At 71.3% G+C, this 20,558-nt stretch carries 18 protein-coding genes; 11 read left to right on the forward strand and 7 right to left on the reverse strand.

Translation table 11 applies throughout. The features are described from left to right. Window positions 1–26: 26 nt before the first annotated feature. The 3 genes from ACWGIH_RS36730 to ACWGIH_RS36740 all read left to right on the forward strand — a co-directional run bounded on the left by ACWGIH_RS36730 (window position 27) and on the right by ACWGIH_RS36740 (window position 2,744). Window positions 27–929: a dihydrodipicolinate synthase family protein gene (locus tag ACWGIH_RS36730; protein WP_453446662.1), complete on the forward strand. Its 903-nt coding sequence runs from the start codon at window positions 27–29 to the stop codon at window positions 927–929. Window positions 930–977: 48 nt separating this feature from the next. Beyond that, window positions 978–1,979 carry a proline racemase family protein gene (locus ACWGIH_RS36735; protein WP_453446660.1) on the forward strand — a complete coding sequence of 334 codons (1,002 nt, stop codon included), beginning with the start codon at window positions 978–980 and terminating at the stop codon, window positions 1,977–1,979. Between the two features lie 72 nt (window positions 1,980–2,051). Further along, window positions 2,052–2,744 (forward strand): GntR family transcriptional regulator, encoded by a 693-nt coding sequence (locus tag ACWGIH_RS36740; RefSeq protein ID WP_453446658.1) that lies wholly within the window; start codon window positions 2,052–2,054, stop codon window positions 2,742–2,744. 1 nt (window position 2,745) lies between these two features. On the opposite strand, the gene ACWGIH_RS36745 is transcribed toward ACWGIH_RS36740, so the two are convergent. From ACWGIH_RS36745 to ACWGIH_RS36755, 3 genes are all read right to left on the reverse strand, one after another. Beyond that, window positions 2,746–3,693 (reverse strand): hypothetical protein, encoded by a 948-nt coding sequence (locus tag ACWGIH_RS36745; protein WP_453446656.1) that lies wholly within the window; start codon window positions 3,691–3,693, stop codon window positions 2,746–2,748. Next, window positions 3,690–5,441 carry a CotH kinase family protein gene (locus tag ACWGIH_RS36750; RefSeq protein WP_453446655.1) on the reverse strand — a complete coding sequence of 584 codons (1,752 nt, stop codon included), beginning with the start codon at window positions 5,439–5,441 and terminating at the stop codon, window positions 3,690–3,692. Before ACWGIH_RS36750 ends, ACWGIH_RS36745 begins: the two co-directional genes overlap by 4 nt. A gap of 120 nt (window positions 5,442–5,561) precedes the next feature. Then, a complete protein-coding gene (locus ACWGIH_RS36755) occupies window positions 5,562–6,908 on the reverse strand; it encodes a phytase (RefSeq protein WP_453446654.1) in 1,347 nt (448 codons plus the stop codon). A gap of 266 nt (window positions 6,909–7,174) precedes the next feature. Between ACWGIH_RS36755 and ACWGIH_RS36760 the strand changes: the two genes are divergently transcribed. The 4 genes from ACWGIH_RS36760 (at window position 7,175) to ACWGIH_RS36775 (ending at window position 11,085) form a co-directional block, all read left to right on the forward strand. Further along, entirely contained in the window at window positions 7,175–7,657 is a 483-nt protein-coding gene (locus tag ACWGIH_RS36760) for an ATP-binding protein (protein WP_453446652.1), read from the forward strand. Between the two features lie 208 nt (window positions 7,658–7,865). Next, complete coding sequence (locus ACWGIH_RS36765; protein WP_453446712.1) at window positions 7,866–9,539, forward strand: PP2C family protein-serine/threonine phosphatase; 1,674 nt, start codon at window positions 7,866–7,868, stop codon at window positions 9,537–9,539. Beyond that, window positions 9,536–10,675, forward strand: coding sequence for a cobalamin B12-binding domain-containing protein (locus tag ACWGIH_RS36770; protein WP_453446650.1), 1,140 nt, complete (start codon window positions 9,536–9,538; stop codon window positions 10,673–10,675). Before ACWGIH_RS36765 ends, ACWGIH_RS36770 begins: the two co-directional genes overlap by 4 nt. Continuing rightward, a complete protein-coding gene (locus ACWGIH_RS36775; protein ID WP_453446648.1) occupies window positions 10,672–11,085 on the forward strand; it encodes an STAS domain-containing protein in 414 nt (137 codons plus the stop codon). The genes ACWGIH_RS36770 and ACWGIH_RS36775 overlap by 4 nt, the downstream gene beginning before the upstream one ends. Here ACWGIH_RS36775 and ACWGIH_RS36780 read toward each other — a convergent pair. Further along, complete coding sequence (locus ACWGIH_RS36780; RefSeq protein ID WP_453446647.1) at window positions 11,056–11,958, reverse strand: DUF72 domain-containing protein; 903 nt, start codon at window positions 11,956–11,958, stop codon at window positions 11,056–11,058. The two genes, ACWGIH_RS36775 and ACWGIH_RS36780, sit on opposite strands and share 30 nt — an antisense overlap. A gap of 249 nt (window positions 11,959–12,207) precedes the next feature. Here ACWGIH_RS36780 and ACWGIH_RS36785 point away from each other — a divergent pair, with 249 nt between their 5' ends. From ACWGIH_RS36785 to ACWGIH_RS36795, 3 genes are read left to right on the forward strand one after another with little or no spacing between them, the layout of a single operon-like run. Further along, complete coding sequence (locus tag ACWGIH_RS36785; RefSeq protein WP_453446646.1) at window positions 12,208–12,639, forward strand: hypothetical protein; 432 nt, start codon at window positions 12,208–12,210, stop codon at window positions 12,637–12,639. Continuing rightward, complete coding sequence (locus ACWGIH_RS36790; RefSeq protein WP_453446645.1) at window positions 12,636–14,741, forward strand: bifunctional polysaccharide deacetylase/glycosyltransferase family 2 protein; 2,106 nt, start codon at window positions 12,636–12,638, stop codon at window positions 14,739–14,741. The genes ACWGIH_RS36785 and ACWGIH_RS36790 overlap by 4 nt, the downstream gene beginning before the upstream one ends. After that, window positions 14,738–15,784 (forward strand): LCP family protein, encoded by a 1,047-nt coding sequence (locus ACWGIH_RS36795; RefSeq protein ID WP_453446643.1) that lies wholly within the window; start codon window positions 14,738–14,740, stop codon window positions 15,782–15,784. Before ACWGIH_RS36790 ends, ACWGIH_RS36795 begins: the two co-directional genes overlap by 4 nt. A gap of 1 nt (window position 15,785) precedes the next feature. Here ACWGIH_RS36795 and ACWGIH_RS36800 read toward each other — a convergent pair whose 3' ends face one another. Next, complete coding sequence (locus ACWGIH_RS36800) at window positions 15,786–17,126, reverse strand: phosphatase PAP2 family protein (protein WP_453446710.1); 1,341 nt, start codon at window positions 17,124–17,126, stop codon at window positions 15,786–15,788. A gap of 107 nt (window positions 17,127–17,233) precedes the next feature. Then, window positions 17,234–18,412 (reverse strand): magnesium and cobalt transport protein CorA, encoded by a 1,179-nt coding sequence (locus ACWGIH_RS36805; protein ID WP_453446642.1) that lies wholly within the window; start codon window positions 18,410–18,412, stop codon window positions 17,234–17,236. A gap of 227 nt (window positions 18,413–18,639) precedes the next feature. On the opposite strand from ACWGIH_RS36805, the gene ACWGIH_RS36810 reads away from it, so the two are divergent. Beyond that, window positions 18,640–19,821, forward strand: a complete 1,182-nt coding sequence (locus tag ACWGIH_RS36810; RefSeq protein ID WP_453446640.1) for a winged helix DNA-binding domain-containing protein — start codon at window positions 18,640–18,642, stop codon at window positions 19,819–19,821. A gap of 72 nt (window positions 19,822–19,893) precedes the next feature. Here the strand turns inward: ACWGIH_RS36810 and ACWGIH_RS36815 are convergent, their stop codons facing one another. After that, on the reverse strand, window positions 19,894–20,541 hold the full coding sequence (locus ACWGIH_RS36815) for a LysE family translocator (RefSeq protein WP_453446638.1): 648 nt from the start codon (window positions 20,539–20,541) through the stop codon (window positions 19,894–19,896). Between the last annotated feature and the right edge of the window lie 17 nt (window positions 20,542–20,558).

The following is a 20,558-nucleotide window of genomic DNA, read 5'->3' on the forward strand; positions in this document are numbered from 1 at the left end:
CGCACCGCATCGAAGGGAATACGCCCATGACCAACCCTCACCCCCACCCCCGCCCCTGGCACGGCGTCCTCGTCGCCACCGCCCTGCCCCTGAACGACGACCTCTCCGTCGACCACGGCCGCTACGCCGAGCACTGCGCCTGGCTCGTCGAGAGCGGCTGCGACGGCGTCGCGCCCAACGGATCGCTCGGCGAGTACCAGGTGCTCACCCCCGAGGAGCGCGCCGAGGTCGTACGGACCGCCGTGGCGGCGGTGGGCGGCCAGCGCGTGATGCCAGGCGTCGCCGCGTACGGCTCCGCCGAGGCCCGCCGCTGGGCCGAGCAGGCCAAGGACGCGGGCTGCGCCTCGGTGATGCTGCTCCCGCCGAACGCCTACCGCGCCGACGAGCGCTCCGTGCTCGCTCACTACGAGGAGGTCGCGAAGGCGGGCCTCCCCGTCGTCGCGTACAACAACCCCATCGACACCAAGGTCGACCTGGAACCCGAACTTCTCGCGAAGCTGCACGGCGAGGGGTACATCCACGCCGTCAAGGAGTTCTCCGGCGACGTCCGCCGTGCCTACCGCATCGCCGAACTCGCGCCGGAACTAGACCTGTTGATCGGCGCCGACGACGTGCTGCTGGAACTCGCCCTCGCGGGCGCCAAGGGCTGGGTCGCCGGATACCCGAACATGCTGCCCGCCGCGTCCGTCGCGCTGTACCGCGCCGCGGTGGCCGGCGACCTGGCCACCGCGGGCAAGCTCTACCGGCAGCTGCACCCCCTGCTCCGCTGGGACTCCCGGCCCGAGTTCGTCCAGGCCATCAAGCTGTCGATGGACATCGCCGGACGCCACGGCGGCCCGTGCCGTCCCCCGCGGGTGCCGCTGCTGCCCGAGCAGGAGAAGGCGGTGCGCACCGCCACCGAAGCCGCCCTCGCCGCCGGGCTCGCCTAGTCACCGCCCCGTCCAACCCCGCCCCGCCCCGTACGAAAGGCACCGCACATGCGCAGCAAACTCGTCCTGCACGCGGTCGACTCGCACACCGAAGGGATGCCGACGCGAGTCATCACCGGCGGCATCGGCACCGTCCCCGGGGCGACGATGAACGAGCGCAGGCTCCACTTCCGCGAGCACCGCGACGACATCAAGCAGCTCCTGATGAACGAACCGCGCGGTCACGCGGCCATGAGCGGCGCGATCCTCCAGCCGCCCACCCGGCCCGACTGCGACTACGGCGTGATCTACATCGAGGTCTCCGGCTATCTGCCGATGTGCGGGCACGGCACCATCGGCGTCGCCACCGTCCTCGTCGAGACCGGCATGGTCGAGGTCGTCGAGCCGGTCACCACGATCCGCCTGGACACCCCGGCGGGCCTCGTCGTCGCCGAGGTCGCCGTCGAGGACGGCGCGGCGAAGGCCGTCACGCTGAAGAACGTGCCGTCCTTCGCCGTCGGACTCGACCGCAAGATCACCCTGCCCGACGGCCGCTCGGTGACGTACGACCTGGCCTACGGCGGCAACTTCTACGCGATCCTGCCCCTGGACCAGTTCGGCCTGCCCTTCGAACGCGGACGCAAGGACGAGATCCTCGCGGCGGGCCTCTCGCTGATGGAGGCGATCAACGCCGAGGACGAGCCGGTGCACCCCGAGGATCCGTCCATCCGCGGCTGCCACCACGTCCACCTCCACGCACCCGGCGCCACCGCCCGGTACTCACGGCACGCGATGGCCATCCACCCCGGCTGGTTCGACCGCTCGCCGTGCGGCACGGGAACCAGCGCGCGCATGGCCCAGCTGCACGCGCGCGGAGAGCTGCCCCTGGACACGGAGTTCGTCAACGAGTCCTTCATCGGCACGCGCTTCAGCGGACGCCTCCTGGGGGCCACCGAGGTCGCGGGCATCTCCGCGGTCCTGCCCAGCTTCACCGGACGCGCCTGGGTGACCGGCACCGCGCAGTACCTCCTCGACCCGGACGACCCCTTCCCCGCGGGCTTCGTGCTCTAGGGTCCTTCCGCCGGGCCTGGATAATGGCGGCACTCGTAGCACGTGACATGGCACCCAGGAGGAACCGTCCCCATGGCCGCCCGGCGCAACCCCGCCCCGTCCGCCGCCCCCGCCGCCCTGCCCAGCCTGGGCGGCACGCGCAGCAGCTACCGCGAACGGGTCGCGGACGCCCTGCGCGCCGCGCTCATCGCGGGGGAGCTGCGCGCGGGCGAGGTCTACTCGGCGCCCACCCTGGCCGTGCGCTTCGGCGTCTCGGCGACCCCGGTCCGCGAGGCCATGCTCGACCTCGCCAAGGAGGGGCTCGTCGACACGGTGCCGAACAAGGGCTTCCGGGTCACCGCGGTCTCCGAGAAGCAGCTCGACGAGTACAAGCACATCCGTGCGCTGATCGAGATCCCCACCACGGCGGAGCTCGCCACCTCGGCGGACCCCGCCGACCTCGAAGCGCTGCGGCCCACGGCGCAGGCGATCGTCACCGCGGCGGCGGACGGCGACCTCATCGCGTACGTCGAGGCCGACATCCGCTTCCACCTCGGTCTGCTCGCGCTCTGTGGCAACGACCACCTCGTCGAGGTGGTCGGCGACCTGCGCAAGCGTTCCCGCCTGTACGGACTCCAGGCACTGGTCGACGCCGGCCGTCTCGAGGCGTCGGCCGAGGAGCACCTGGAGCTCCTCGACGCGCTGCTCGCCCGCGACGAGGACGCCGTACGCGCGGTGATGACCCGCCACCTCGGTCACGTCCGCGGACTGTGGGCGGCCGAATAGCTCAGGAGTGGTGGTTGGGGATCAGGAACAGGTGGATCGACTGGTCCTTCGCGCGGTACCGCTCGCTCGCCGCGCCCTTCTTGGCCCGGTCGGACACGATCACCACGTAGTCGGTCGAGACCCAGGCGACGCCCTCCGGGTTGCCGTAGACGGTGCGGCCCTTGCCGTCGGTGGGGAGGCGGTAGACCGTGCCCTCGTCGACCTCCCACTTTTTGGTGGAGATGCGGCCCACCCACAGCGCCGACGACGCCTGCGACAGGACGGCGATCCGCCCGTCGCGCACGGACACGCTGCTGTAGTCCTCGAAGGGCAGTGACGCGGGCAGCCGGATCGTGGCCGTGTGGATCCAGCGCTTGCCGCCCTGCCGGAAGACCTGGATGCGCCCGCCGCCCGGCGTCCTGCCCTTCTTGCCGCCGGCGCACCGGTTGCCCTCGCACAGGGCCAGGAGGTGGGCCGCACCCGAGCGCTCCACCCACTCAAGACCCTCCATGCCCTTGTTGGCGTCCGCCATGTCGAAGTCGAGCAGCATCGAGCCGCACGGACGCAGCTTCTCGTCGAACTCGTGGACGCGGGCGCGGAATCCCTTGGGCTTGACGGCCTCGGCCTCGCTCAGCGTGAAGTAGTGGTCGCGCCGCTCGTCGTGGGCGAGATCCTCGTACCCCTCGTTCGCCTCGGATGTGCCGGACTTACCGGACTTGCCGGTCTTCTTCGCCTTGGCGGGCTTGAGTACGCCGTTCTCCGGCGCCTTGGGGGACAGTTCGCTGCTGACCCGGATGAGGGAGGGCAGGTTGTCGCAGACGACGAGGAAGGCGCCGTCCCGGTGGATGACACCGCTCGCCTCGAGGCGGGGGCCCGCGCCGTCACCGATCAGGTCCTGGATCTTGGCCTCCTTCACGAGACGGAGCTCGTGCGTGGGTGCGGACTTGGCCGACTTCTTCGTTGCGGTCATGAGGGCAGAACCTCCATCGCGCCGGGGAACGAAGCCCCGCTGGCGCCGTTGGGATAGGTCTTGCGCAGCTCGGCGAGCTGTTGTCGTGCGTGGTCGTAGCGCATGCGCGTGTAGTGGAAGATCCCGTACGTGAACTGCGAGCCGCGGCTCAGCTCCCACTGCCGGTATCCGGCGCGGTACACCTCGTCATTGGTGAACTGGCGGCCGGTGAAAGGCTGTCCGTGCGGGCTCGTGGACTCGCCGTACGCGGCGGACGCGACGAGCTGCCACAGTCCGTCGGCCCGCCCGGACTCCTCCGCGCCAAGGAGCGCCGCGACCCGCTCGGGGCCGAACTCCGTGTCCAGGAGGTATTCGAGGTGGTCGAGGTAGTACTGGCAGAAGTCGTGGTGGCGCAGCAGGTTGGTGAACAGCGGGAGCCGTGACTCCTCGTGCGGCGCACGGGTGATCCGGCAGTAGTTGCGGCTCATCGCCGGCCAGTCGAGCAGGTCCGTGTACTGCCACTGCGTCGAGAAGAAGTCGATGCCCGAGCTGTTGTCGTAGTCCCAGGGGATGAACGTGAAGTACGGGCGGACCATGAAGCCCGTCGGGTCGCCGAGCCGACCCGCGTTGTAGAGGTAGTAGTTCGCCGGCGTCGCGAAGTAGTTGTCCCAGCTGCCGAGCAGGACGTTGGCGCCCGCCCAGCGCAGGAAGGCCGGTACGTTCAGGATCTGCTCGACCCCTTCACGGAAGGCGTCGGACTCGAACCGGTCGTCGCCGCCCGCGAGTTGAATTCCGTTGACGGTCCGTACGAGAGCCGCGAGGTCGTCGTAGGTGTTGGTGGAGGGGTCGTCCTCGTTCGTCTTCAGACGGTACGTCCGGTCGTCCTCCAGGCTCCCCGCGGTGAAGTACCGGCGTCCTCCGTCGGCGCCGTCCGTGCCGGGGCGGTGCTCCAGGGTCGCGCAGCCGACGTCTCCGCAGTACGCCTTGTAGAGGTTGCCCTCCGCGTTCTTGCCGAAGTGGTCCTTCAGGAACTTCTTGTCGACCTGCTCGATGACCGAGTACAGACCCATGTAGCGGTCGTTGAGGTGGAACGTCGCGTACGTGTGCTGCGCCGCCGGGATGCCCGCGCGCTCCAGGAGCCGCCAGGCGACGGCCTCGCGCATCTGCGACGGGTCGTTGTACATCGCCTTGAGGTTGACGCGCTCCATGCCGTAGAGCCGGTCCTCGCTCTCGCCGACCTCGAAGTTGATCTTCCAGGAGCGCTTGGGCGCGTGAGCGGTCATGTTGCCGCTGTTGACCATGGAGAACGCCGGTGTCGCGAGCAGCGTGTCGTCCGGGGCGTTGCTCCTGGCCAGGGTCAGCCGGGCGCCCAGCAGGGCCTCCATCACCTCGTCGGCCGTCAGGACGCCGGGCGGCCAGCCGGTGACCTTGACCTGATACATGTCCTGAGCGAAGAACTCCGCTTTGTTCTCGGCCGAGTTGAGGAACTCGTCGACGATCCGGCCGATCGTGGTGAGCTGTCCGTCCGCGTCGAGAAGCACCAGGCTGCCGTCGGCCGAGGCGCCTGACGGGTCGCCCTGCTCGGCGAGCAGCAGGTCGTACAGTGCGCTGAACTCGGCCTTCGTGCGCAGCGAGGCATCGGCCGGGCCCGCTGCCGCGTTGGCCCGCTCGGCGAGCCGGCGGCCGGTGCCGGCGGGCAGCGCGGAGACCGCGATGACCTGGTTCTTGAACGCGTCCCGGAACGTGCCCTTGCCGATGGTCCTGTCCACGACGGCCTCCCTGGGGTCCCTGGCGTGAACCTTCCTCTCTACGCCCGGCGCCACATGACCGCCAGACCGATATCCGGCCTGGCGGTCACGCGTCCCTCGGACGCCGAGGGACCGGCCGCGTCAGTCGTCGACGGCGTCGAGCACGTCGCCCAGATCCACGAACTTGAAGCCGGTGGAGGGCCGTTCGGCGTCCCCGGGCGCGTCATGGCCGTCCTGCACGACGAGCAGCCCGCGCGGGAACGCGGCGCCGAGCGGCTCGTCGAGGACCGCGGCGCCGTCACATTCCTCGGAGCCGTCGAGCGTGGCGGAGGCGGCGGTGACGCGGAAGCCGCCCTCGTACTCGTTGCGGTCGGACACCTCGCGGTCGTAGGCGGCGAACGTGTCGTCGCCCTGGCTGGAGGCGAGCAGATAGCCGTCGCCGTCGCCTTCGTCGAGCAGCGTCAGACCCTCGACGTCGGCCTTGAGGCGCTTGCCGCCGAAACCGGGGTCGGCGCCCGCGACGCACTCCTCGGTCGCGGGGTCATACGTCCCGGGAACGCCGTACTCACGCACCTTGTCGACCAGTTGGGGCTTGCCGGTCAGGTCGGCGCGCAGTCGCCAGATGCCGACGTCCTCCTGGCCCGCGTAGAGCGTGCCGTCGGCCGGGTCCACCACCATGCCCTCCACCTGGGGCAGTTCACCCGGCTCGCCGCAAGGCGTCCACGAAGTGCCGTTCGGCAGGCGGAAATCGGCGGGCAGGCCGAGGGTGCGGACCTTGCGGTAGCCGACCGTGCCGTCGCGCCTCGGGGTCAGTTCGAGGAGCGCGAGACGGGTCCGCTCCCGTTGGCTGACCAGTGCGTACGACCGGCTCGTGGAGGGGTCGGTCCAGGTCGCGAGGCCGTACGCGGTGCGCTGCTCGTTTATCTCCTCCTGCGAGGAGGAGAAGACGGGCGGCGCCGAAGGGTCGGTGACGTCGGTGAGCGGGCCGCCGGGGCGTTCGCGGTCGATGCGGTAGACGCGCAGCCGGTCGTTGCCGCGGTCACTCGTCACGGCCAGGTCGGCGCGGCCGGACGGCAGCCGCAGTCCGTGCACCAGGTCGACGTTGTTGAAGCGGCCGGGCGCGTCCTCGGGGCCGGGCGCCGCCGGTGCCGGTACGGACTGCACCTCGCGCGCGGAGAGGTCGTACACGCGAAGGCCGCCCTGCTTGGCGGTGGCGACGACCAGGCTGCGGCCCGGGTCGGCGGGGTTGCGCCAGATCGCCGGGTCGTCGGCGTCGGCGTTGCCGCCCGCGTCGTCGTCGTGCAGGGCGGCGGTCTCGGCGCGCGGCTCGACGGCGGGCAGTGTCGTGGCCGCGAGGGCGCCGGGGCCAAGGGGCACGGTCGCCGCCACCGCCGCGACGGCCGCGACGAGAGCGATACGGGTCAGGGCGGGCCGGGTGAGGGCGGAGAAGGCGAGGGAGGGGCGGGGTCTGCTGCGGGGCTTGGCCATGAAGGGGGTCCCTTTCTGTCATGGGTACCGCAGGACGAATCCACTCTGTGATCTTGCCGTGAAGACTTGCCGTCGGATGGTGCGTCGCCCGGCGGTCCGCGAAGTGAACGGAGTATGTCGCCCGACACGTACGTGTTCGTAGAATGTGCGACCTCCAACGGCAGGTGGTGAGCCGGCTGTTCGAGGTGACGAACGTCTCGGAGAAACGCGGGTCGGCCGAGGCGTCGGTACGGCGCTGTCCACGGCCCGGTGAAGGAGTCCTGCGTGTGAGCCCCGACGCACCATCCGACTGGCCCCGCGAGAACGGGCGCCGGCCGTCGATGCCGCCCGCTTCGTCGTTCCCGTCCGCGTTCCCGTCCGCCTCGTCCCTGCCGCCCACGGCAGCCGCGGCGCGTGAACACGTCCGGAGTGTCCTGCGGCGTCGCGCGGACCGAGACGGAGGCCCGGTCTGTGACCGTGCCCTGACCGACGTCCTCCTCGTGGTCTCGGAGCTGTTCACCAACGCGCTGCGGCACGGCGGCGGTGTCACCCGGTTCGAGGTGAGCACGACGGCCGACGAGCTGCGGGTGACCGTGGGCGACCGCTCGACGGACCTGCCCCGGCAGCGGAACACCGCAGAGCCGGGTACGAGAACGGGTGGTGCGGGCGGCTACGGGTGGCCTCTCATCCGCGCACTGGCCTCGGAGATCGCCCTCGTCCTGGAGCGGGACGGCGGCAAGCTCATCACCGTGACGCTGCCTCTGAACTGAACAGACCACAGCTGCTTCCATGTTCCCGGTTTGGCCGGATGTACGCGTGGTACCCGTGCGCCCCATGGGTCAAGTGCCGCACATCACCGTCGATGGGGTGGGATCCCCGAACGCACTTGCTTCCGCCGTGCTCAAAGGGAGACGGTCGGCGTACGCCCGCTGACACGCTCTGGAAGGGAGGTGGGGTTCGCATCGCGTGCCCATCGTCATGAACGCACCGGAACAGCTGGAAACGAAGACGCGCATCGCACCGACGGTCCTGGCCGACGCCTGGGTCACCGCGCCGCACCCCGTGGTCGTCGCCGACGGCGCGGGCCGGGTGGCGGCCACGAACGAGGCCGTACGGCACCTCCTGCCGGCCGCGGCGAACGGCACGCCCCTTCGCGAGGCCGCACCGCGATGGCTTGCCGAGGCGCACACCCGGCTGACCGCGCGGGACCCCGGAGCGGCCGACGACGGTGAGCCGGACGTCGTACGCGGCGAGCTCGGCGAGCGGAGCTTCGAGGCCCGCCCCGCCCGGCTGGACGACGCGCACTGGGCCTGGTGGCTGGCGGAGGACACGCACCGGCGCACGGCGGAGGACGACCTGCGCGCCGAACGAAGACGAACAGCTCTCCTCGCCGACGCGTCCCACCAATTGCTGGCGTCCCTCAACGTCGAGCGGTGCATGGAGGTGACGGCCACCCTGGCGGCGGGGCATCTCTGCGACGCGGCGACGGTGATCGCGCCGGGCCGCGGAAACGTGCACCCCATGACCTGCACCGGACCGGCGGGTGAGGTCACCCACTCCACCGTGGAGATCGACCTGGCGGATGTGCCGGGCCTCAGCGAGGCGATGCAGGGTTTCCCGCCGGTGCCCTCGCGGTGGATCGACCCCGCGACGCTTCCGGAGTGGGCCGTGCCCGCCCATTTCACCGGCCCGGTGTGCTCGGTGCTGATCACCCCGCTGCCCGGCCACGGCGTGCCGGCGGGCGTCCTGATGCTGTTGAGGTCCACCGATCGCAGTGCGTTCAGCGAGGCCGAGGAGGTCTTCGCCCGGGTCTTCGCCGCTCGCGCCGGAGCGGCGGTCTCCGCGGCGCGGCTCTACGCCGAACAGAGCGCCATCTCCCGCACGCTCATGCGTGACCTGCTGCCGCCCGACCTGCGTCCCGTGCACGGCGTGGAGTTCGCCGGGGGTTACATCGCCGCGGGCGCGGGAGAGCACGTCGGCGGCGACTTCTACGACGTGCACCCCGGGCAGACCCCGGAGGACGAGACGCTCGCCGTCCTCGGTGACGTGTGCGGCAAGGGCCTGGAAGCGGCGGCCCTCACCGGCAAGATCCGCAACACGGTGCAGGCGCTGCGGCCCATGGGCCACGATCACCAGCAGTTGCTCGGCCTGCTCAACGAATCGCTGCTGCGGACCGAGCACACCCGGTTCGCCACGCTGGCGCTGGCCTCCGTGGCCCGCCGAGGGAACTCCGTGGACCTCCGCGTCACCAGCGCGGGCCACCCACCGCCGCTGATCGCCCGCGCGGACGGCAGTGTCGACGAGGCCGACACGAGGGGCACCCTGATCGGCGCCCTGCCGAAGGTCACCTCCAGCACTGCGCATGTCCGCCTCAAACCGGGGGAGGTGTGTCTGCTGTTCAGTGACGGCATCGTCGAGGCCAAGGGAGGGCCGTTGGGAACGGAGATGTTCGGTGAGGAACGGCTGTCGCGGGCGCTCTCGGAGTGCTTCGGCATGGTGGCCGAGGCCGTCGTGGAGCGGGTGCAGATGCTGGCCTCGCAGTGGGTGGGCCGCGGGCCGCACGACGACATGGCCGTGGTCGCCATAGCCGCACCGCGCCACCAGCACCTCAGCGCCGTGGACGGACACACCCGAGGCAGGTACACCGGATGATCGCTCCCACCCCTGATCTGACCGAAGGTCTTGACCCGCACGCGACCGCCGATCCGCACGCGACCGCCGATCCGCTCGCATCGGCCCGCGCGCGGCTGTGGGACGACGTGCGCGAGGGCGACGAGCTAGGGGCCACCCGCACGGTGCGGGCCGCGGTCGAGGCGGGCAGCGGATTCGAGAGCGTCCTGCTCGACCTCATCGCCCCCGTACAGGCGCGGGTCGGCGTCGAATGGGCGGCGAACCGCATCAGCGTGGCCCAGGAGCACGCGGCGACGGCCATCAACGACCGGGTCATCACCCTCACGGCGGACGCCGGCCTGCCGCGCACGGACACCGCACGGCGGCGCGGACGCGTCACCGTCGCCTGTGTGGACGGTGAGTGGCACGCCCTGCCCGCGCGGCTGCTCGCCGAGGTGCTGCGACTGCGCGGCTGGCAGGTCGATTTCCTCGGCGCCCACACCCCCACCGCGCACCTGGTACGGCACCTGCACCAGCACGTGCCCGACGTGGTGGCGCTCTCCTCGTCGATCCCGACGAACCTCCCGGTCGCCCATGCCGCGCTCACCGCCTGCCAGGCCGTCGGGACCCCGGTGCTCGTGGGCGGCGCGGCCTTCGGCCCGGGCGGGCGGTACGCCGAGGCCCTCGGCGCCGACGCCTGGGCGGCCGATGCGCGGGACGCCGCGGAACTCCTCGAACAGGGCCTCGCGCGCCCCGATCTGATGCTCCATCAGGCCGTGGACGACCTGCCGCACCTCAGCGACCAGGAATACTCGATGGTCGCCCGCAGCCGGGGTGAGCTGGTCAGGGAGGTGCTCCGCGAACTGGAGGAGCTCTTCCCGCCGATGGCCCACTACACGGTGCAGCAGCGGCAGCACACCGCCGAGGACATCGCGCACATCGTGGACTATCTGGCCACGGCGCTCTATCTGGACGACGACGGGCTCTTCACCCGGTTCCTCGACTGGACGGCGGACATCCTCACCGCGCGGGACGTCCCCGCCCGCAGCCTCCTCCTCGCCCTGGACGTCCTGGGGCGAAGGCTGGCCGACTTCCCGCGCGCCACGCGCGTTCTCGACGCGGCCCGCGATGCCCTCGGCGCTCGGCAGGAGTGCCCCAGGACCGGAGAGACCGCATGACCCGCCCCGTCCCCCGCCTCGACCTGCGCACCGAGTTCCAGCACGGGGTCGTGACCGTCCACGTCGGCGGCAGCCTGGAGTACGGGGTGACCGACAGCCTCGTCACCACCGTCACCGAACAACTCGACCTGGCCCGCGCGGGCGGCCGCCCGGTGCACCGACTCGACCTCGAACTGGCCGAGTTGACGTTCGTCGACTCCATGGGCCTGGCATCCCTGCTGATGGCCCGGCGCGTCACGGACGCCCGAGATGTCACCCTCCGGCTCACCCGCCGCCCCGACTGCCTGGACCGCCTGCTGCGGCTCACCTGCACCTTCGACCACCTCACGGCCTCCGCCGAGCCCGGGGACACCTCGGCGCCCGACCGGGCCGCGGGCGGGTCAGGTACGCCGGACCTGCGGGGCGAGTGAGGGCCACAGGAGTCGCGTCATGGCCTCGGCGGCGCGCACGGCGGCGTCCGCGCAGCAGTTGTTGAACAGGACGTGGACCTGTTCGGTCCGCTCGGCGAGCGTGCGCAACCGGGGTACCCACTCGGCGAGTTCGTCCTCGGCGTACGTATACCGGAAGCGGTCCTCCTTGCTTCCCCGCCCCCAGGCCGTACTGCGGCCGTGGAAGCGTACGACGGACAGCCGGGGCGAGGTCACCGGTGCGCCGGGAGGCAGCGAGGACGGCAGTGTCCGGTTCATGTCGACGCCGACCGCCGCCATGCCGTGACCGGCCAGCAGGCTCGCGGTGGCCTCGGCCTGCTCCGCACGCCACCAGTCGGGGTGCCGGAACTCGACGGCCACCGGCCACCCCCGGGTGCGCCGGGCGGTCAGGGCGAGGAACTCCGCGGCCCGCTCCCCGGGGCGCAGCCACGGCGGGAACTGGAACAGCACGCTGCCCAGACGGCCTGCCCGGCGCAGCGGCTCGATCCCGGCGGTGAAGCGCTCCCACACCTCGTCGAGCAGTCCCGGGTCCCGGGCGTCGACGGGCCCTCCCGCCCGCGGGCGCACTCCTTCCCGCAGGTCACCGGGGAGTGCGGCGGGGCGTGTGGGGTGTCCGGTGAGCAGTGAGAAGGCCTTCACGTCGAACGTGAAGGTGTCCGGCGTGCGTTCGGCCCACAGGCGGCTGTTGCGTTCGCCGGGCAGCGCGTAGTACGTCGAGTCGACCTCGACGACGGGAAACCGCTCGGCGTAGTACCGCAGCCGCCCCTCCGCGTCGCGCCGCCCCTTCGGATACCACCCGCTGCGGACGAGCGCCGGATCGGTCCACGAGCACGTCCCCACAAGAATGTCGCCCATGGGAGCCCGGTACCCCCAAGGGCCGCGATCCGGGCATGGCATTTCTCACGTGACCGCCACCGCCCGCCCGAGTAGGGTCGGTGGCTGCGTGAGACCAACGGCCACACTGGCCTCCCCGCCCTCAGAGGGCGCATGCGTACGTGACTTCCTCGGCCCCACCCGGGGAGTCGCGGCAGTACGGCGGGCCCCCGGGCCCGTACCCCCACACACAAAGAGCCGCGCGTGCGCGGCCGCAGATCAGGAGCATCAGTGCGAGGCACCCCCCACATAGCCAGCACACCGCACGACGGGCGATGGCCGTCCGTGTCGCCGTACCCGCCGGGCCCCGCCCCGAGCGCACGGCGTCCCCCGGCCGCCGCCCCGCAACTCCCGGTGTTCATCGACCAATCCGGCTGGCGCAGGCGCACCCTGCAAGGCCTCGGGCTCCTCGTGGGCTGCGCCTGCGCCGGGTATCTGCTGTTCGCGGGCACGCTGATCAGCGGCCTCTGGCAGCCCGTGGGCACGCACCCGCCCCGTACGGACGCACCGGCGTCCTCCGGCACTTCCGCCCGGGACGCCTCCAACCCTGACGCCAGCCCTGGCTCCGGCGGTCTTTCGGCCGAGGCCCGCGCGGACCGGGACGAGCACCGGCGGCCGCCGGCCGCCAGATCCGCCCCGCCGGCCGGAGGCCCGAAGCAGTGAGCCGGGGCGCCGCCGATGTCCGCCGCCCGCCACGCGGACACTGGCTCGTGCTCCTCCTCGTCCTCCTGGTGGTCGCCGTCGCCCTCCTCTTCGAGGGCTGGACGACGCACCAGGTCGACGCCGCGCGCACCAAACCGCTGTGCACCCGGCCGATCCCGCGCGAGGCGGACGACGGGAAACCACTGCTGCGGTTCGGCCCGCGGGGAGTCACCACCGAGGCCATGCCGCCGGGGACCGTCGCGCTCACCTTCGACGGCGGGCCCGACCCGGTGTGGACGCCGCGCCTGCTCGCCCTGCTGCGCGCACACCACGCGCCGGCGACCTTCTTCGTCCACGGGAAGGAGGCGGCCCGGCACCCCGCACTGATGCGGCGGATCCTGCGCGAGGGGCACGAGGTCGGTTCGTACACCTACAGCGGGGGCGACTTCGGTGTCGCGTCGCCGCTGCGCGCCCGCCTCGAACTGTCCCTCACCCAGACCGCTCTCGCGGGCGCAGGCGGCGTCAACACCACCCTGCTGCGGCTCCCGCACACCACGGCCGCGGACACTCTCTGCGGCCCCCAGTGGCCGGCCGCCAGGCGCGCGGCCGAACAGGGGTACCTGGTGGTCGCGTCGGACCGCAAGGACCGCAAGCCCTGGAAAGGGGTGGTGACGCAGCACAGCCAGACCGACCTCGGCTACCGCGAGGCCGAGGAGTTGCTGCGGGACCGCCGGGTGAAGTCGTTCACCACCGTCAGCGGCGGCCTCGGCCGGCCCTCCTTCACCGAAGGGGTCCCGGTCGCGAAGGAGATCGAGGGCCAGGGGCTGATCTGGTCACAGCGGCTCGGCAAGGCATTCCTCACCGTGATGGTGTGGACGCTGACCCTCGCGGGCGTACTCGGCGTCCTGCGGATGCTCCTGTTCGCGCTGTTCGCCCGGCTGCACGTGCGCAGGCTGCACCGGTTCCGGCCCGGCGCGCCACGGCTGCGCGAGGTGCGGGACCCGGTGACGGTCCTGGTGCCCGCGTACAACGAGGAGGCCGGTATCGCCTCCACCGTCTACTCGCTGCTCGCCTCCACGCATCCGCACTTCCAGGTCATCGTGATCGACGACGGCTCGACCGACGCCACCGCCGACATCGCCGAGTCCATCGCCAACGCCGACCCCCGGGTGACGGTGATCCGGCAGCCCAACGGCGGCAAGCCGAGTGCCCTCAACACCGGCCTCGCGCACGCCCGGCACGACATCGTCGTGATGGTCGACGCGGACACCATCTTCGAACCCGAGGCACTCGCCCGGCTCGTCCAGCCGCTCGCCCACCCCGCGGTCGGCGCGGTCAGCGGCAACACCAAGGTCGGCAACAGGCGCCGCCTGCTGGGCAAATGGCAGCACTTGGAGTACGTGCTCGGCTTCAACCTCGACCGCCGGATGTTCGAGGTCCTGGAGTGCATGCCGACGGTGCCGGGAGCGATCGGGGCGTACCGCAGGGACGCCCTGATGGGCGTCGGCGGTGTCAGCGACGAGACCCTCGCCGAGGACACCGACCTGACGATGGCGCTCTGGCGGGCCGGCTGGCGCGTCGTCTACGAGCAGTCGGCGGTCGCCTGGACCGAAGTGCCCAGCAGCGTGCGGCAGTTGTGGCGCCAGCGCTACCGCTGGTGCTACGGCACCCTCCAGGCGATGTGGAAGCACCGGCACGCCGCGGTGGAGGTCGGCCCCGCCGGACGCTTCGGCCGCCGCGTGCTGCTCTACGTCACGCTGTTCCAGATCGTGCTGCCGCTGTGCGCGCCGGTGGTGGACATGTTCGCCCTGTTCGGGGCGCTGTTCCGCGACCCGGTGGAGGCGGCCCTCGTCTGGTTCGGCTTCCTCGCCGTGCAGTTGGTGACCGCCGCGTACGCGCTGCGGCTCGACCGCGAACGGCTGCGCGTCCTGTGGGTGCTGCCCCTCCAGCAGTTCGTGTACCGGCAGTTGATGTACCTGGTGGTCATCCACTCCGTCGCCACGGCGCTGCTCGGCACCCGCCTGAAGTGGCACAGCATGAAGCGGACCGGCACCGCCGACCCGTACCTGGTGGAAGCGCCGCCGGAAGAGGCGCGGCAGAGTCTGCAAGGGAGTGGACGATGACAGACACCCTCCGTTTCGCCGAGCGCCCCAGCTCGCACTACGGACCCCGACGCGCCCATGCCCGGCAGCCGAAGAAGCGCAGGAGACTGCGGCGTGCGGTGCTCGTCCTGCTGACCGGCGTGCTCGTCGCGGCGGGCGGCACGTACGGCTGGGCCGAGACGAGCCTCCAGCGTGAGGTCGACCTCGGCGCGTACGGGGACCGCCCGGCACCCGGCAAGGGCACCAACTACCTCATCGTGGGCTCGGACAGCCGCGACGGGCTCTCGGAGGACGCCGTGCGGGATCTGCGCGCGGGTGGGGGCGGCGGGCGGCGCACCGACTCGATGATGCTGCTGCACACCGGCGCCAACGGAACCAGCATGGTCAGCCTGCCGCGCGACTCCTGGGTCACCGTGCCGGGCCGGCTCGACACGGCGACGGGCAAGACGAAGCGGCCCGAGGGGGACAAGCTGAACGCCGCGTTCGCGTACGGCGGCCCCGAACTCCTGGTGCACACCGTCGAGCGCAACACCGGATTGCGCATCGACCACTATGCGGAGATCGGTTTCGCCGGGTTCGTGAACATCGTCGACGCCATCGGCGGTGTCCGCATGTGCCTGGACCGCGCCATCAAGGACAAGAAGTCGGGCGCCGACCTGCGCAAGGGCTGTCACACCCTGGACGGCAAGCAGGCCCTGGCCTTCGTCCGCCAGCGCCACCAGGAGAGGGAGGGCGACCTGGGCCGGTCGAAGAACCAGCAGAAGTTCCTGGCCACCCTCGCCCACCAGGCCGCCCGGCCCGGCACCCTCTTCGACCCGACGGAGATCGGACCGGCGATGCGGGCCGGGCTCGACACGCTCATCGTCGACCAGGACATGAGCCTGCGGGACCTCAGCGAGATGTTCCGCGCCGTGCAGAGCGTCTCGGGCGGGCAGGGCACCCGGCTCAACGTGCCCGTGTCCGGCTTCGGCGTCCCCACCTCCAAGGGCAACGTACTGAAGTGGGATGCCGAGAAGTCGGCCCGGCTCTTCGCCGACCTGCGGCAGGACCGGCCGCTGAGCTGACTCAGACCAGTTCGGGCTGCGGGTCCGGCGGCCGGAGCGACGGTGCGGCCTTCGGCTCCCACGCTCCGGTGGTCCGTACATAGCCGTAGATCACCGAGAGCATCGACAGGATGACGAGAGGGCCGAACACCCACGGGTGGGCGGCCATCTCCATCGGCAGCAGGCGGTACGACACCAGGAGCGCGGCGAAGACGGCCGTGCCGTAGGCGACCAACTGGACGCCCGAGCGGTGCCAGCCGCGGTCGAACGTGCGCAGCGCCGCCTCGACGGTGAGCGCGAACACCACACCGGCGACGAGATCCACGCCGTAGTGGTAGCCGAAGCCCAGCGTCGCGCCGAGCGTGCAGACCAGCCAGAACGTCCCCGCCCAACGCAGCGGGCGCGGGCCCTTGCGGGAGTGGATGAAGATCGCGGTGGCCCACGCCGTGTGCAGGCTCGGCATGCAGTTGCGCGGAGTGATGCCGTCGTACGTCACCGGGTGCGGGAGGCTGATCGGCGGCGAGGTGTGCGGCCACAGGTCGGCCACGGCCCACTGGACGCCGCCGGTGCCGGAGGTGCCGGGGCCGTAGGCGAAGATCGGGCCGACCACCGGGAAGATCATGTAGAAGGCGGGTCCGAGGAGGCCGATCAGCAGGAAGGTGCGCACCAGATGGTGGCGCGGGAAGGCGCGCTCGGTGGCCACGTTGCGCAGTTGGTAGAGGGCGACGGCGACCGCCGCCACCGCGAGCTGGGCGTAGACCAGGTCGAGGACGTAGGTGCTGACCGGTCCCGAGGCCTCAAGCAGCCTGCCCGCGAGCCACGACGGGTTGCCGAGCGCGTGATCGGCCATCGCCACGTAGGGGTCGAGCACGGTCGGGCGGGTCTTCGAGGTGATGAGCAGCCAGGTGTCACCGGTCTTGCGGCCGGCCACGAGCAGCAGCCCGAGACCGACGCCCTTGAGCAGCAGCACCCGTTCCTCACCGGTGCGGCGCGTGAACGCGAAGACCGCGCAGCCCAGCATCGCCCACAACGCGCCGTTGCCGAAGAACTGCCCCTCGGGCACATCGGCGTGCACCGCCCAGCGCACCGCCACGAAGACGACGTCGACACCGACCGCGAACCCGGCGGCGATGAACCGCTGCCGCCAGGTGAGCACCACCATCATCAGGGCGAGACCGCCGTACAGCGGCCCCGGCTTGGGCGGGAAGATCACCTCCCGCACCTGATTGGTGATCGGCCCCGGCACACCGCCGTAGCGACGCGCGGCGATCTCCAGCGCGACGAGAAACCCCAGGGCCACCATGGCCGCGGTGGCCCACAGGACGGTTCTGCGGCTTATTCGCGGAAATGCCCGCGAAGATATAGGTATCAATGGTCCGGCCGATGTGGTCGATGCTGTGGAGTGAATGCTGTGGAGTGAATCGAGGGCGCTGGTCGCGAGGCCGATCATGCCATTGGCCCGACCGGCTCCTACAACCAGTCCCGCCGCTTGAAGATGAAGTACAGGCTGACGCAGACCATGGCCATCAGACCGATCGCGAAGGGGTAGCCGAACGCCCAGTGCAGTTCGGGCATCTCGTCGAAGTTCATGCCGTAGATCGTTCCGACGAGGGTCGGGGCGAAGAGGATGGCGGCCCACGACGAGATCTTCTTGATCTCCTCGTTCTGTTCGAAGCCCGCCTCCGCGAGGGCCCGCATCTCCGCGTTCTGCTGCTGTGTGACGAGTGTGGAGTTGACCGTGAGGATGTCGGTGAGGGCCTGGCGGAAGCCGTCGACGCGTTCGCTGGTGTGCGTGACGTGGTCGGCTACGTCGCGCAGATAGCGCTGCAGTTCCTCGTCAGTGCGGTACTTCGCGAAGCCCGCCATCAAGGAGTGCAGCATGGCCACCAGGGGGCGGGTGGCCCGCTGGAACTCGACCATTTCCCGGGAGAGTTCGTAGATGCGGCGCGAGACCTCGGGGTCGCCGCTGAAGACCTCGGTCTCGATCTCGTCGATGTCGTTCTGGACTCCGGCCACGACCGGGGCGTACCCGTCGACCACCGCGTCCAGGATCGCGTACAGGACCGCCTCGGGGCCGAGCTTGAGGAGGTCCGGGCTCTCCTCCATGCGGCGGCGTACGGCGGTCAGGTCCGGGGCGGCACCGTGGCGCACCGTGATGACGAAGTCGGGGCCCACGAACACGTGCAGCTCGCCGAAGTCGACCTCCTCCGGGGCGTCCAGGTAGCGGGCCGCGCGCAGGACGACGAAGAGGGTCTCGCCGTAGCGTTCGAGCTTCGGCCGCTGGTGGGCCTCCATCGCGTCCTCGACGGCCAGCTCGTGCAGGTCGAACTCGGCTGCCAGGGAAAGGAGTTCGGCCTCCGTGGGGCGGGCGAGACCGATCCACGCCATGCCGTCGTGCTGTTCGCGCAGCTCCCGGAAGGTGTCGGCGAGGCTTTCCGGTGTCGCCACGCGGACGCCGTCACGATAGAGCGCGGCCTGTACGACGCTCGCGGCTTCCGGCGCTGCGGGGGAGGGGGAGACAGGGGTGGCGTCGGAGTCGTTGCCGGGGCCTCCTCCGTTCCCCGCGGTCGAGGAGGCCTTGGCCGGGGTGGTCCACCGCCAGCCGTGCCTCTTCGCGATCGGTGCGGGTCGGGGCCGGCGCTCCGCCATGCTGGCTGCCTCCGATGTCGAACGTGTGTCTAGATGGCTTCGAAGCAGGATATACGTCCCAAAAGTCGCGAGGCCGACGCCATCTCGGCGCGCTCCGCTCGTATCGCGGCGGGTCCCTCCTACGCGTGTTCCGACGCGCCTCCTTTCCTCGTCATGCTTGCTTGCGGACACCTCCGGCCTGCTTGCGGACAGTAGATGTCTCCGCAAGCCCCGCTAGCGTGCGGTACATGACGAACACGCCGAGTACGCCGAGGCACCCGAAGCCGACCGCCACCCAGTCCGACGCCAAGGCCCCCGCCCCCGTACTCAGCACGCGCGCCCTCAACCGCGCCACCCTCGACCGTCAACTCCTCCTGCGCCGCTCGGCCGGCCTCTCCGTCGAGGGCGCCGTCACGCACCTCCTCGGCCTCCAGGCGCAGAACGTGAAGCCGCCCTACTTCGCCCTCGCCGCCCGCCTGGAGGGATTCGACCCAGAGGAGATGTCCGCGCTCCTCGCCTCGCGCGACCTCGTCCGCATCGTCACCATGCGCTCCACCATCCACCTGCACACCGCCGCCGACGCCCTCACCCTGCGCCCACTGGTGCAAGGCGCGCGCGACCGTGAGCTGCACGCCTTCCGCAAGGGCCTGGTCGGTGTGGACCTGGGGGAGCTCGCCTCGCTCGCCCGCGCCGCCGTCGAGGAGGAGCCCCGGACGATGAAGCAGCTGCGGGAGGTCCTGCTGCCCCGCTGGCCCGACGCCGACCCGCAGTCGCTCGCCGTCGCCGCCCGCTGCTCGCTGCCGCTGGTCCAGGTCACCCCGCGCGGCCTGTGGCGCCGCAGCGGGCAGGTCGCGCTCACCACCGCCGAGCACTGGCTCGGCCGCCCCAGCGAGCCGGTGCCCACGCCCGACGCCACCGTGCTGCGCTACCTCACGGCCTTCGGACCTGCCTCGGTCAAGGACATGCAGACCTGGGCGGGGCTGACGCGGCTGCGGGATGCCTTCGAGCGGCTGCGGCCCCGACTGCGGACGTTCCGCGACGAGAACGGCGTCGAACTCTTCGACCTCCCGGACGCGCCGCGCCCCGACGCGGACACCCCGGCTCCGGTGCGCTTCCTGCCCGAGTTCGACAACCTCCTGCTGTCCCACGCGGACCGCGCCCGGATCGTGCCGGCCGAGTACAAGGGCCGTACCTGGAAGGGCAACTTCGCCTACAGCGTCTTCCTGGTCGACGGTTTCCTTGCGGGCGTGTGGCGCGTCGAGGAGGGGGCCAGGGGTTCTGGCGTCCTGACCATCGAGCCGTTCGGCACCCTGACCAAGGCGCAACGGCACGAACTGACCGAAGAGGCCGAGCGGCTTGTGAGCGGGCCGATGTACCAGTCGGCGACGACCACGTACGACATCCGCTTCGGCACGGTCATCGAGCGGTGAGACGCGGTGAGAGGCAGTGAGAGGCGGTGAGGCGCGGCGGGCGGCCGCGAGGCGCGCTGGACGGCGAAAGCCTCAGTCCGCCCGGCCCGTCGCCGCGACGGTCACGCCGAGCCCGATCATCGTGACGCCCCCGGCCCCGCCGATCATCGAGAGACGCCGCTCCGAGCGCGCGAACCAGGTGCGGGCCGCGGACGCCGTGAGCCCCCACAGCGTGTCCGTGACAAGCCCGATGCTGATCGGGACAAGCCCGAGGAGCAGCATCTGCGCGGGCAGATGCCCCGCCGAGTGGTCGACGAACTGCGGCAGCACCGCCGCGAAGAACACGATGCCCTTGGGGTTCGTCACGCCGACGAGCGCGCCGTCCAGGACCGTGCGCACATCGGTACGCGCCTCCTCGGGGCCCGCCGTTCCCATGGACGCGGCCCGCATCTCCTTGCGGTGCCGGAAGGCCTGCACGCCGAGGAAGACCAGGTAGGCGGCTCCTGCCAGCTTCACCGCCATGAACACGGCGGCCGATCGCTCGACGAGCGATCCGACGCCGAAGGCGACGGCGACGACCAGGACGTACGACCCGAGGAGGTTGCCGAGCGCCGTCGCCACGGCCGTGCGCCTGCCGTGGGCCAGGGCCCGGCCGATCACGAACAGGACGCTCGGCCCGGGGATCACGATCACCAGCAGCGACATGGCCGCAAAGGCGAGAAAACGGTCCGTGGACACCATGCCCATCGCCCCCTCCA

Source organism: Streptomyces sp. NPDC054872, from assembly GCF_053610705.1.

Bases quoted from the DNA above. Each gene is read 5' to 3' on its own strand.
- ACWGIH_RS36730 (WP_453446662.1), top strand. From the start codon at position 27: ATGACCAACCCTCACCCCCACCCCCGCCCCTGGCACGGCGTCCTCGTC.
- ACWGIH_RS36735 (WP_453446660.1), top strand. From the start codon at position 978: ATGCGCAGCAAACTCGTCCTGCACGCGGTCGACTCGCACACCGAAGGG.
- ACWGIH_RS36740 (WP_453446658.1), top strand. From the start codon at position 2,052: ATGGCCGCCCGGCGCAACCCCGCCCCGTCCGCCGCCCCCGCCGCCCTG.
- ACWGIH_RS36745 (WP_453446656.1), bottom strand. From the start codon at position 3,693: ATGACCGCAACGAAGAAGTCGGCCAAGTCCGCACCCACGCACGAGCTC.
- ACWGIH_RS36755 (WP_453446654.1), bottom strand. From the start codon at position 6,908: ATGGCCAAGCCCCGCAGCAGACCCCGCCCCTCCCTCGCCTTCTCCGCC.
- ACWGIH_RS36765 (WP_453446712.1), top strand. From the start codon at position 7,866: ATGAACGCACCGGAACAGCTGGAAACGAAGACGCGCATCGCACCGACG.
- ACWGIH_RS36770 (WP_453446650.1), top strand. From the start codon at position 9,536: ATGATCGCTCCCACCCCTGATCTGACCGAAGGTCTTGACCCGCACGCG.
- ACWGIH_RS36775 (WP_453446648.1), top strand. From the start codon at position 10,672: ATGACCCGCCCCGTCCCCCGCCTCGACCTGCGCACCGAGTTCCAGCAC.
- ACWGIH_RS36780 (WP_453446647.1), bottom strand. From the start codon at position 11,958: ATGGGCGACATTCTTGTGGGGACGTGCTCGTGGACCGATCCGGCGCTC.
- ACWGIH_RS36795 (WP_453446643.1), top strand. From the start codon at position 14,738: ATGACAGACACCCTCCGTTTCGCCGAGCGCCCCAGCTCGCACTACGGA.
- ACWGIH_RS36805 (WP_453446642.1), bottom strand. From the start codon at position 18,412: ATGGCGGAGCGCCGGCCCCGACCCGCACCGATCGCGAAGAGGCACGGC.
- ACWGIH_RS36810 (WP_453446640.1), top strand. From the start codon at position 18,640: ATGACGAACACGCCGAGTACGCCGAGGCACCCGAAGCCGACCGCCACC.
- ACWGIH_RS36815 (WP_453446638.1), bottom strand. From the start codon at position 20,541: ATGGTGTCCACGGACCGTTTTCTCGCCTTTGCGGCCATGTCGCTGCTG.